This is a genomic window from Ruoffia sp. FAM 26254 (assembly GCF_045528545.1).
Taxonomy (GTDB): Bacteria; Bacillota; Bacilli; order Lactobacillales; family Aerococcaceae; genus Ruoffia; species Ruoffia halotolerans.
Genome location: NZ_JBGQQY010000063.1, coordinates 1 through 12,001, shown reverse-complemented (window position 1 = coordinate 12,001; position 12,001 = coordinate 1). Strand labels below are relative to the sequence as shown.

Below are 12,001 nucleotides of genomic sequence, written 5' to 3'. Positions count from 1 at the left end.
TGCCTCCGGCTTCCTTCAGATTCCACCTCACGGTGGACACCCTTGCCTTTAGCTAACAGTTCCTACTGCCAAGTCTGTAGTGGACTTTCACCACCAAGTTATCGCCCATGCCGGGCGCACATAAAAAAAGTCAGTAGACCAAGCCCACTGACTTTTGAAGCCCTTGTTTTTAATGATTAACGGTTAGACATGATGACTTTAATTTCGTCTTCATTAATACCTACCATCGCTTCGCCTAAATCAGTTGAGATTTCGACTAACTTGGCAGCATCTTTGTCATTGGCTACTGCTTCAACTATGGCTTTGGCACGTTTTTCTGGATTACCTGATTTGAAAATACCTGAACCAACGAAAACTCCTTCAGCACCTAATTGCATCATTAAAGCCGCATCAGCAGGTGTTGCCACCCCGCCAGCCGAAAAGTTCAACACAGGTAATTTACCAGTATCATGGACTCGCTTTAATAAATCATAAGAGACGCCTAATTCCTTAGCTTGGTTAAAGAGCTCATCATCTTGTAACGAAGCCAAATAACGGATTTGTTCATGGATTTTTCTTAAATGCCTAACCGCTTGACTGACATCCCCCGTTCCTGCTTCACCTTTAGTACGAATCATTTTAGCCCCTTCTTGAATACGGCGTAAAGCTTCACCTAAATCTCTAGCTCCACAAACGAAAGGTGTTTCAAATGGTTGTTTATCAATATGATAAACTTGATCAGCTACTGATAAGACTTCTGACTCATCAATATAGTCAATTTGTAAACTTTCTAAGATTTGAGCTTCGACAAAGTGACCAATTCTTACTTTCGCCATGACTGGTATAGAAACTGCTGCTTGAATTTCTTTTATCATTTGAGGGTCACTCATCCGACTAATACCACCAGCAGCTCGAATGTCTGCAGGAACTCTTTCTAAAGCCATGACCGCTACGGCACCAGCTGCTTCAGCAATTTTAGCTTGTCCCACATTTACCACGTCCATGATTACACCACCAGCTAATTGTTTATGTACTTCTTCAATTGATCGTTTCATTTTGATTGCTCCTTTATAAATAGTGTCTCCACTTTAACAGTCTTTTGGATGTTTCTTAAGATGCAAAAATGGATATTTTTATGGGTCCAAATAGTTTTTTTATTGTATAATGGATAACACGAGAGGAGGAAAAGTATGATTACGGTGAACTTTAACGAAGACCAACACCTCTACTTACAAATAGTCGATGAAGTCATCCGGCAAATTGCCCAAGGACATTTAAAAAGTGGTGACCAACTACCCTCACGGCGGGCCTTGGCAGATCATTTAAAAGTCAGCCTTAATACGGTCATTAACGCATATGACCAACTGACAGATGAAGGCTATATAGTGCCGAGGGAAAGATCTGGTTATTATGTGGATTTACTAGAAATTGATATGTTGCCCTCTGAGGAAATTGAGACAAAGTCGACAAAACATGAGCATTCTAAAATAAGTGAAGCCAGCCAATATACTTATGATTTTCACTTTGCCAACCGTGATATGTCTACTTTAAATCCCAAACAATTATTGCAGTATGCACCCGAAGCTCTAGCAAGAAGCGTGGTTAATTGTAATTTAAAAAATGACTTGGGTGCTCTCTCTTTACGCTTGGCTATTGCTAATTATTTACGTAAATACCGGGGAGTGATGACTTCAGCTGATAATATCATCATTACAGGTGGTCATACGGCTAGCTTACAGACTCTATTTGCCTTATTAGAAGATGCGATTTATGCCTTAGAAGATCCTGGCTATTATAAAAATTTAGATCTCTTTACAGACTATCAGCAAAAGACTATTCGAATTCCGATTGATAAATATGGTTTCTCAGTTAAAGATTTGGAGATTACCTCAGCTAACATCGTGATTACTACGCCCAACCATCAGTTTCCCACTGGCATTATCATGGGGATGCGTCGACGTCAGCGCTTATTAAAATGGGCCTATCAGGCAGAAAACCGTTATATTATTGAAAATGACTACTATAATGAGTTCCGCCTTAAGGGCCGTCCTGTTCCTGCTTTGACTAGTCTGGACGACCAGGAGCGAGTCATTTTATTAGGGGCCTTTCGTCAAAGTATGGGGTCAATTTTTAAGATGTCTTATTTAGTTTTACCCGATCAATTAATGAAAAAATTCCATCAAGCTAAATTAAAAACCAGTGATATTTCCAGCTTTGAGCAATATTTAATGACTGATTTTCTCAATTCTGCCCATTTTCCTAAATATATTAATAGCCTTCGGACTAATTACCGTCGTAAGGAAAAAGCGGTTCTAGCAGCGCTTAACCAAACCCAACTACCCCTAACCATTAAGGAAGCAGGGGCTGGACTTTTCTTTATTATTAACATTGAGGGTGAGATTCCACCGACTGACGTGATTCAAACTAGGCTAGCTGAAAATAAGATCCGCTTACAACCGGTCAATCACTACGCTAAATTAAAGAACCAGTTCGACCAAAGTTATATTTTAGGTTATGGTGGGCTAGAGCTTGATGAAATTGATCAAGCTATTCAAGCTTTAGTCACTATTTTTAAATAAAGTAAAAGAAATTCAACGAGATAAACGACGATTACTGATACCGTCATAACTGCTAAAGTCACACAAGAAACATAAAACAAACATACGCCTACATGTTCAAAACTATCAATGTAGGCTGTGATTTCAAGCTTATATAAAAGCTCTATAAGTAATGGTAAGTGTACCTGTACTCACGTGTTGACTACTTTCTTCATAAGTTTGATAATTTTCCTATCCAACCTAACACCCTTGCACTTATTGACTAGTTCCCACGGTAATGGTTTCAACTTGACGACGATCTTGCACATCAAAGCGACTGAAATAAGCATTTAAAGACCCTTTTCGATGGTCTTCCACGACATCCACTAATTGATGAGAGAGGGCATCGCAACAGATGAAGCTCATGGCACCTTTGGCAGAAGCGTCACTCTTAAATTCATCAAAACAGAGATTTTGAGGTAAGCCCCATCGAGGGACGCTGAGACAGGGTTAAGGCGGCTTGATTGAAGACGCATCGCACGGTCTGGACGGAAACGGAAAAATCTTGGGCGATATCTTTCGCACTCATTACACGGTCCGCTGGATTCATGATAAGATGTTTGACTTGATTGGCGATAAAACAATGTTTATCAATCAGTGAAGTCGCTGCTGAAAAGGTTCGTTGACAATGGCAACATAAAAACGTTATTTATTAAGGATTAAATAGGCAGTTAGTCCGGATACCGGAGCTAAAGTAATCCGTGAGGAACAGGTTCCATTGATAACAATCCAATCACCCTGATTGATACATCCACAATGCTCACAAGCCTCAGGGACATGGGTTAATAAACCATGATAGAATAGGCTCTGACGACCTTTGAATTCCGTGACTTCAACAAGATTTGGATCAATATGAATACTAAGGTCTTTTATTTGCAAGGTTTTTAAGATAAAAATGATTCATGCGTAGATGCTCCTTTGTTAGGTTGTGGTGACTTTAATATAGTGAACATTTACGTTTTTGTGAATAGAAAGATGCGGTTGATGTTCGTTCATCAACCGCATTTATTATAGAGCCTATATTTTTAACTCTAACTTTGGGGTTCACATCATTTAAGGGGGTTCATTTGGTTTAATTTTTACCTGTTATCTATTAAATAAACAGGTAACAAAAACTAGCTATCTTTTTTATTTTTGTTCTCTAAATATTTACTAACGATGAAAGATGATGATGTCATGGCTATGACAACCCACCATTTAAATTCTTTATTAGCTAGCAGTGTTAATACATACACCATCGTTAAAGTTAATAAGTTATAACCTACTAATTTTATTAAGTCTTTGCTCATTAAAAATTAATCCTTCCATTGTTAGGAACAGCATCGTTTTCGTCCCATAATTGAGCTAAATAGGTACCTGGTGATAGTAAATTCATTGCAAATTCTAATACAACATCATTCACAACCCAGCTTCCTAAATATTTTGCAATTGCTGAACGTATGGCACTTTTTGCTGCGTGTTTGCCTTTTACTTTTATTAAATTGGCTAGGGTAGCTGTACTTCCTCCTAGAGCTAATGCAATAGCAGTATCTAGGGCCGCTCCCATTTGATCTACAGTTATACCTTGCCATGATGATCTAGTTTGAGCCTGAGACGATGTATATTCTGTTTGTAACGAGTAATCACCTTGAAGTTGTTTGTATATTACTTCTATAATCCACTCTTTAGAAACACTAGGTGTAATGCTTGAATTTCATTAGCAAGGGAGTTGATTTCTACCTCTGTTAATGAAAGAGATGTAGGCTCTACAATTTCAACTTCAGTGTATTCTTGTGTTTGTTGTTCATTTTCAGTAGCGTAAACAGTTGTAATATTAGGAAATATAGAAGCACTTAGAAGCATTATAGCGAAAGATAACGAAACGATTCTAAGTTTTTGATTCATAATTTCTCCCTTTTTTTAATGTTTATTTGTTTACTGTACAATGTGTTTGAATAATATAATCGATTTAGCCCCAACTTTTCTATTTAAAAAACGTTTCCCCGCTACAATTGTATCTTAAAAGAATTTATCTTGTTGTCAAATGTCATTAAGATCGCTTTATAGTTAATAAGTTATTAGGTTGTAAACAAAGTGTGAAATTATTTTGTGTAACCCTTTTATCGAATCTACTCTACTAATATCGGTAGATATAACAGCATCATAGCAATCTATAGTTTGAAATAAAGCAGTCTTTTCATCTAAACCAATTGCCTTTGGCCCTCCCCCTCTACAAATTAAGAAAGCAATTTCTTCAAGACTGGTTTCATCAATAGCTGAAATATTTTTTCCTTCTAGTAGATCTTTAAGTGAAAATCTCTCCAGTCGAAACCTTTGACTCATATAAGCTCGTTGGTTGCATTAACAGCCTAGATATTCTTTCCGTCCCTGTGTGCATAGATTCATCAAATTCATTAGGCACCGCTGAACCTGTAAATATAAATTGATCAAATTCATCCCGATTATCCACTTCATAACGGCTTTTTTGTCATTAAATTGTATCAAGTTGCCAGTTATCATTTTTCCACCTTATCACACCAATCGACCTGTTTCCCCAGACGTACCCCTATTTTTCTCTGGAAAATCAACTTCCAGGTCAAAATGTCCACTTCCCTAGCAAAAAACGAGGCCCCTAAACATCCATCAAACATCCAGAAACCCGTCCATATACGATTTATCCTTTCATTTTTTCAATCAATACTACACACTCAACATGTGTTAAGAGGAAGTCATAGCTGTCAAAGGTCAATTTCCATTTTCCTTTTTTACTTAATTCTCTTTGAGGGAACATATCCATTGTGGACTTGCGTATGTGGGAAGATATCCAAGATCGAACCTTGTATGCAGGAACATATCCAGATAGGATTGTACTTATGAGAATAGTTTGCCAAGTAACTGAACTTAGTTTCATAGTGCTATCTTTTTCCATTTTCTTATCTTGGTTCTAAAAGTCCCAAAAGGAGCAACAGTATTAACGTGAATAAATTTATATACTTCCCATACTGCTGTTTTTGTAGCTTCATCAGCCCACTTTCTCATATGAGGTAAAAATAATTCTTCATCACTTAGTACATCAATCATTTTATTGATTGAAATAACATTTCTGTTTAGCCTATCCTTTAACTCCTCTAAGGATAAATTTGCATAGGTATCCGAAAACCACTGATATAATTCACCAAGCTGATTCCACCTAAACATATCTGATGGTGTCTTTACTGTTAAGCCATTTTTCTCATCGGCTTCCCATTGCAGGAGCAATGTTGTCCAGCCAACTTGATAAGCAAGGTTTTCAGATGGTGTTCTGTCAACTTCGTCAACGCTTTTGTCTTTCAGTGATTCTGGGATATTATTAAATTCAGAAATATACTTTTCAAAACTTTTATTTATCTCAAATTTTAGCTCTTCTTTATCTTTATATGTTCTCATAATACCTCCTGTTATTAATACAAGGTCTAATTGATAATAATCTTTCTAGAAAAATAGAATAATTACGATGGTAAACCTCTTGAACCTCTATGGCTCAAATTTGTAACATAAATGAAATCGGGGAATTAATCCACTGATGGCTTTCGTATTCAACTTAACATCCCCTTACTCTTATTAATCTGTTTCCACAGTCAAACTCACTTTAAAATAATAAAAAGGAGTAACTTAATCTAAAAATCAAGTTTACTCCTCATAATATTAGCATACCAATTTGCTGTTTTCATTAACAACCTTATTGTATCAAACTTTTAGTCAATTGCTTTTTCAATCAATACTACACACTCCACATGAGGTGTATGCGGAAACTGGTCAATCGGTTGAACCGTCTTCAATTCATAACCAAAGTCTCTTAACCAAACTAAGTCTTCAGCTAAGCTTTTTGGATTACATGAGACATAGACAACTTTATCCGTTCCAAGTCTTCCAATGCTTCGCATCACTTTCCCGCCGGCACCACTTCTTGGTGGATCTAACAGTAATAAGTCTGGTTGGCCCCAAATTTCCGGGAGTTCTTTCATTCCGCGTCGAGCGTCACTCGCCATGAAGAAAGTATTGTCTAAGCCATTATCTTTCGCATTACGCTTCGCTGACTCAATTGAAGTTTCAACAATTTCAATTCCAGCTAATTCTTTACTGCGTTTCGCAAAAGGTAAACTGAATGTTCCTACCCCACAGAATAGGTCAAGGACGCGCATATCATCATTCACATCAGCCATCTCAAGGGCATAGTCCACCATTTTCTCAGCTTGAACTGGGTTCGGTTGGAAGAATGTATCATGCCAGATCCGGTAGCGGTAACCACCTAATTCGTCATAGATATAATCGCGCCCATATAAAGTAAAGGACTCTTCTGATTGAATACGCCCTGAGATATTTGTATATTCGATCCAGACTAGGCTGGCTAAGCTTGGGAAAGCTTCGCTTAAGTGGTCTGTTAAGTCTTTTACAGCTTCTGGATGTGCTTCGGGTTTTTCTGTCGCATAGACAACGACCATTAATTCACCCGTTTCAAAAGAAGTTCGCATCATTAGGTTACGTAAAAGTCCTGTATGTTTATCTTTATCATAGCCTTTGAAATCATAATCTTTCTGCCATTGGCTCACAATGTGCTTTACTTCAATCATCACCTTTGGAGCAATAACTGAATCATTTAAATCAATGACTTTACGGTAATTTCCTTGTTGGTGCATACCTAGTTCTCCGGTTTGTCCGAAAGATAATTCCATCTTATTACGGTAACGGTCTGGCTCATCCATACCAATAATTGGTTGAATTAACGCTGTATCAAAGCCAGCCTGCTCTAAAGATTCTTTGACAATATTCACCTTAAACTCCAATTGATCAGGGTATTTCATATATTGCAGTGGCGCTGCACCTGACACATCAAAGTGAGTTGGCATATCTAAGTTACGTGTTGGACCTGGTTTCAATAACTTATCATAGGGAACAACTGCCTTGTAACGACCTTTCGCATTATCAACAGTTACTCGTACCACATCACCTGGAACCACATTCGACGTAATAATTTTTAACGTTCTACCGTTTGAGCCTCTATCTGGTGCATGGGTATAGTGAACGAATCCGCGCCCTTTTGAATCTACATAATCGATTTCTACATCCAACACTTCTGTTGGGTAATCGCCTTTTCTCATTGAATCACCTCAATATTATTATTTATACAAAATTCTGTGCATTATTACAATATTCCCTAGTTTATCATATGTAGCCGTTGTGTCTATCTTTTAAGTAAATTTAAGTGCATATTTTTTAGTAGTTTATCCATTCAAAAAGCATCCCGTTAAGGATGCCTCATTTAAAATTATTCACTTGGTAATTGGTTCACCAAACCATGAACTTCACTTAAAGATTCTACAAATAGAATTCCGTTACCTTCTTTGTCTAAGTCCATATTTTGGAAAATAATTTGACTCACTTCTTTATATTTATCTTTCTCAACAATAAACCAAATGACTTCTCCAGCATCCCCACTTGGAACGACTGCATAGATTAAATACCACATATTATCCCCTCCTAAAAGCGATACAGATAAACGATGTCACGGGTAAAAGCAATCTCATTAAATTCAGGCGTTTAGATTAAGCAAAAGATACCTATAAATGCGTAGATAGTGGCAAAGTTATATCGTAAATTAAAGTCTTTAATAATTCAGTATACCCCGAAAGTCAACATAGCTCCTACTCCTAGGGACAGTACCATAACAAAGTTTTGTTCAGCAATACTTGAAATGAATCCCAAACCAAATATACCAATCATCGTAATCACTTGTATCGGATGTTCAATTACGTAGTGACTGAATAAATCACCCATCTTCTCAACAATCATATCGACACCGACTAAGAACAGCGGTAAACCAATCAGTAAAAAGCGACACCAATGACAAATCATAGTATCGTTAACCAGGCTACCGGTTGCAATTTAAGCTGAATTAACATTACGACACCAACCATTGGTAGTAAGGAAGTTAACGTTTCTTTAAAGTTATCTATTAATCGACCCAGTATAAACTCTTTCTTTTTAAATGATGGCATATAAAAAAGAAGCCTGTTCACACAGACTTCTTTCAAATATAAATTATGCTTTTGTAAATAAGGCAACGGCTTCAACATGAGTCGTTTGTCCAAATAAATCAACCGGTTGGACAAATTGTAAGTCATAACCAGCATCTGCAAATAATCGTGCATCTCTCGCTTGAGTTGCTGGATTACAGCTAACATAAACAATCTTTTCAGGTTGTTGTTCAATCACTGCATCCACAAAGACTTGATCTAAACCTTTACGTGGTGGGTCCACAACGATAACATCAAAATTAATGCCTGCTTCGTTCCATTTTGGTAACCATTCTTCCGCACTTCCGACTTCGAAGGCTGCATTTTTAATGCCGTTTAACTTCGCATTTTGCTTAGCCATTTCAACGGCTTCATCCACAATATCCATCCCATACACTTGTTTCGCATGTTGAGCGAGTGATAAACCGATTGTTCCGATTCCAGAATACGCATCCAGAACAGTCTCATTCCCTTGTAAGTCCGCTGCATCAATCGCAGTTTTGTATAGAACTTCTGCTTGGGGTGTATTCACTTGGTAGAAAGATTTAGATGAGATTCTAAAAGTTAAACCTAACATCGAATCTTCAATATAAGGTTGGCCCCATAATACTAAACTTTGACGACCTAGAATGACATTCGTACGTTTCGTTTGCACGTTTTGTACAATACTTGCGATATTTGGTACTTCTTCCGCAATCGCATCGACGATGATTTCTTCGTTAGGCATCTTACGTTTATTCGTTACAAGTGTCACCATCACTTGACCGCTATAATGTCCACGTCTTACAACTACATGACGGATAATTCCTGTATGATTCTTTTCATTATAAGCAGGCACATGGAATCGTCTTAAGATATCTCTCACAATTAAGATGGCTTCATCAATTTCTTTATGTTGAATAAAGAAGTTTTCAACTGGCACTAAATCATGTGAGTTTCTTCTAAAGAAGCCTGTTTCTAGTTGGCCATTGATTTCTCTTACTGGAATTTGTGCTTTGTTACGGTATTCCCATGGATTTTCCATACCTAGTACGGGACGGATCTCTGCATCTTCAAAGTGGCCAATACGTTCGTAAGCTGATTTAACTTGTTGTTCTTTGTATGCTAATTGAGCGTCGTAGCTCATATGTTGCAGTGTCATTGTCCCGATTTGACGTCCGATAGCATCAGTCATCTCCACGCGCTCTGGACTCTCTTCAATAATTTCAAGTAAGCGTCCAAACCCGTAAGTCTTACCGACTTTCATCGCTTTGAATTTAACAACTTCGCCTGTAATCGCCCCTTCGATAAAGAATGGATAATGATCAAGTTTTACAACGCCTTGCCCTTGTGATGTTATGTCTTCGACCGTTCCGGTGAACGTGTCATTTTTCTTAAATGGTACTTTGTTTGCCATTTTTTATTTCCTCCAATTTCAATGTCTTACCCATTTTATCAAAACCTAGCCATTATTCCTAATTAGTATTAAATGAGGAAGAATTCAAGTCATTAAATTATTTTATTCGAAATGTTAAAAAATACGTGCATGTAATCACAAGACGTGCTACTATATACTCAAAGAAACAAGGGGGATTTAAAATGAAAAAGAAATCATTACTACCATTAGTGTTATTAACAGCAAGTTCGCTTGCATTAGCTATTAGTTCACCGGTGAACAATGCAACACCTTTTGCTGAGATAGTTGCCGTTCAAGCTCAAGAAACAACAACTTTAAAAGTGGCTTACTTAGCTCCTCACGGTGACAAATCATTTGCTTCTGTTGTTGTGGCAATGCAAGGTGATGTCGTTGTTGACGCACAAATCGATGAATTCCAATTTGTTGAAGGTGATCAATGGACTGGTGTTCCAAACGCAGATGCTACATTTGGTGAAGGTTTCGCTGACGGTGTAACTTTAATCAGTAAACGTGCGGACAGTGAAGGCTACTCTGCTATGATGGCTGATAAGGCTGATTCAACTGTTACTTATGAAGATAACTTAAACGCTATCGAAGACTTTGCTAAAGGCAAAACTGTTGCTGAAATCGAAGAAGGCATTACTGCTTTAAATGATTTAGGTGAAGATGGAAATGTTTCTGACGTAGTATCAGGTGCAACTTTAGCTGACTCAGCTGGTTACTTACAAGCCATCATTGACGCTGCTAACGAAGGTACTGAATTCACTGGTGCTGAAGCAGATGCTGCTAATTTAGAATTAAAACAAGCCGTAGCTGCACCACATGGTGACCAATCATTCGCAATCGTTACTACAGCAGTAGATGGTGATAAAGTTGTTGCTGCTGCTTTAGACGAGTTCCAATTTGTTGAAGGTGATCAATGGTCAGGTGTTCCAAACGCGGACGCTCCATTTGGTGAAGGTATCGCTGAAGGAGTGACTTTAGTTTCTAAATTAGAAAACTCTGAAGCATACTCTCAATTAATGACTGACATTGCTGGATCAACTGTTCCATACGCAGAAAACTTACAAGCAATTACTCAATTCGCTGCTGGTAAAACTACGGCTGAATTAGAAGAAGCGGTTGCTGAGTTACAAGACTTAGGCGAAGAAGGAAACGTTGCTGATGTTGTATCAGGTTCAACTTTAGCTGATACTTCAGGTTACTTACAAGCGATTGTAGACGTAGCTAACCAATAATTATTAGCCATAAGATTAACTTCCTAATTAGACAAGCCCAGGTGGGCTTGTTTTTTTTGTTGAGGTTTCTGATTTTTTGGAGGAATTATGTAGAAAGCGATACTTTGAGTTCCCATAGTGTCGCTTTAAACGGTAAAGTGTCGAAATTATCATTTTCCTGAATAATTCATACTTTTAAATATTGAGTTATTCTAGTCGTTATTTTTCAATTTTGGATCACTTTATCGAAATTAAAATATTTTAATCGATTTTCTAAGCTAAAGAAAAACTTTTTAGTCTCATCTCACGAATTTTGGGCGCACTTCTCCCTAGGCCATTTAAAAGGTTTTAAAAAACAGGTTCTTTAAATGTACTGCCGAATCCTTTGGATTTGCCTGAATACTGCATAAAACTCTCGCTGATAAACATGGGAACTCGATAGTTTTAAATAGATTCGTCTTGCTGTAGTGACGAGCTTTCCAGCCACTTTAAATAGACGAAGACGTATCGTATTCACTTGGAGTCCTTTTGATTTTGGTTCAAAACATATGGTACGTAAGAAATTAACCACATTGTATGCCAACAGACTAATCATCATGCGTGCCTCGTTTTCAAGGAATTCTGGGCTATCTGTTTTATCGAAAAAGAAGCTATTTTTGGCTTCTTTAATATAGTTTTCCATGGTACCGCGTTTATTGTAGGTTTCAAATACTCTTTTAGCCGAGATGTTCTCTGAGAAATTCGTGACAATAAAGGAATGGTTAAAAAGGAGTTCACCTA

The 12,001-nt window shown here is 37.5% G+C and carries 13 protein-coding genes and 1 pseudogene; 2 read left to right on the top strand and 12 right to left on the bottom strand.

The window, feature by feature from the left end; all coding sequences use genetic code 11:
• Positions 1-176 precede the first annotated feature (176 nt).
• On the bottom strand, positions 177-1,034 hold the full coding sequence (pdxS, locus tag ACEN3Z_RS10810) for a pyridoxal 5'-phosphate synthase lyase subunit PdxS (protein ID WP_407090869.1): 858 nt from the start codon (positions 1,032-1,034) through the stop codon (positions 177-179).
• Between the two features lie 135 nt (positions 1,035-1,169).
• On the opposite strand from pdxS, the gene ACEN3Z_RS10805 reads away from it, so the two are divergent.
• Positions 1,170-2,558, top strand: a complete 1,389-nt coding sequence (locus tag ACEN3Z_RS10805) for a PLP-dependent aminotransferase family protein (protein ID WP_407090868.1) — start codon at positions 1,170-1,172, stop codon at positions 2,556-2,558.
• Between the two features lie 234 nt (positions 2,559-2,792).
• On the opposite strand, the gene ACEN3Z_RS10800 is transcribed toward ACEN3Z_RS10805, so the two are convergent.
• The 10 genes and pseudogenes from ACEN3Z_RS10800 to rlmD (ACEN3Z_RS10755) form a co-directional block, all read right to left on the bottom strand.
• Positions 2,793-2,942: a hypothetical protein gene (locus ACEN3Z_RS10800; protein ID WP_407090867.1), complete on the bottom strand. Its 150-nt coding sequence runs from the start codon at positions 2,940-2,942 to the stop codon at positions 2,793-2,795.
• A gap of 749 nt (positions 2,943-3,691) precedes the next feature.
• Entirely contained in the window at positions 3,692-3,865 is a 174-nt protein-coding gene (locus tag ACEN3Z_RS10795; protein WP_171031307.1) for a hypothetical protein, read from the bottom strand.
• Positions 3,865-4,460: pseudogene (locus ACEN3Z_RS10790) on the bottom strand (hypothetical protein). Before ACEN3Z_RS10790 ends, ACEN3Z_RS10795 begins: the two are co-directional and overlap by 1 nt.
• 162 nt (positions 4,461-4,622) lie before the next feature.
• Complete coding sequence (locus ACEN3Z_RS10785) at positions 4,623-4,898, bottom strand: hypothetical protein (RefSeq protein ID WP_407090866.1); 276 nt, start codon at positions 4,896-4,898, stop codon at positions 4,623-4,625.
• A gap of 564 nt (positions 4,899-5,462) precedes the next feature.
• Positions 5,463-5,981: a ClbS/DfsB family four-helix bundle protein gene (locus ACEN3Z_RS10780; protein WP_071131225.1), complete on the bottom strand. Its 519-nt coding sequence runs from the start codon at positions 5,979-5,981 to the stop codon at positions 5,463-5,465.
• A 308-nt stretch (positions 5,982-6,289) separates the two neighbouring features.
• On the bottom strand, positions 6,290-7,693 hold the full coding sequence (gene rlmD, locus ACEN3Z_RS10775) for a 23S rRNA (uracil(1939)-C(5))-methyltransferase RlmD (protein WP_407090865.1): 1,404 nt from the start codon (positions 7,691-7,693) through the stop codon (positions 6,290-6,292).
• A 167-nt stretch (positions 7,694-7,860) separates the two neighbouring features.
• Positions 7,861-8,061, bottom strand: a complete 201-nt coding sequence (locus ACEN3Z_RS10770) for a hypothetical protein (RefSeq protein WP_407090864.1) — start codon at positions 8,059-8,061, stop codon at positions 7,861-7,863.
• Positions 8,062-8,207: 146 nt separating this feature from the next.
• Complete coding sequence (locus ACEN3Z_RS10765) at positions 8,208-8,447, bottom strand: DUF1538 family protein (protein WP_407090863.1); 240 nt, start codon at positions 8,445-8,447, stop codon at positions 8,208-8,210.
• Complete coding sequence (locus tag ACEN3Z_RS10760) at positions 8,444-8,590, bottom strand: hypothetical protein (protein WP_407090862.1); 147 nt, start codon at positions 8,588-8,590, stop codon at positions 8,444-8,446. Before ACEN3Z_RS10760 ends, ACEN3Z_RS10765 begins: the two co-directional genes overlap by 4 nt.
• 43 nt (positions 8,591-8,633) lie before the next feature.
• Positions 8,634-10,004: a 23S rRNA (uracil(1939)-C(5))-methyltransferase RlmD gene (gene rlmD / locus ACEN3Z_RS10755; protein ID WP_218930278.1), complete on the bottom strand. Its 1,371-nt coding sequence runs from the start codon at positions 10,002-10,004 to the stop codon at positions 8,634-8,636.
• A gap of 182 nt (positions 10,005-10,186) precedes the next feature.
• Between rlmD (ACEN3Z_RS10755) and ACEN3Z_RS10750 the strand changes: the two genes are divergently transcribed.
• Positions 10,187-11,242 (top strand): peptidoglycan-binding protein, encoded by a 1,056-nt coding sequence (locus tag ACEN3Z_RS10750; protein ID WP_407090861.1) that lies wholly within the window; start codon positions 10,187-10,189, stop codon positions 11,240-11,242.
• Positions 11,243-11,585: 343 nt separating this feature from the next.
• On the opposite strand, the gene ACEN3Z_RS10745 is transcribed toward ACEN3Z_RS10750, so the two are convergent.
• On the bottom strand, positions 11,586-12,001 hold a 416-nt coding region (locus ACEN3Z_RS10745), incomplete at its 5' end, for a transposase (RefSeq protein WP_407090860.1).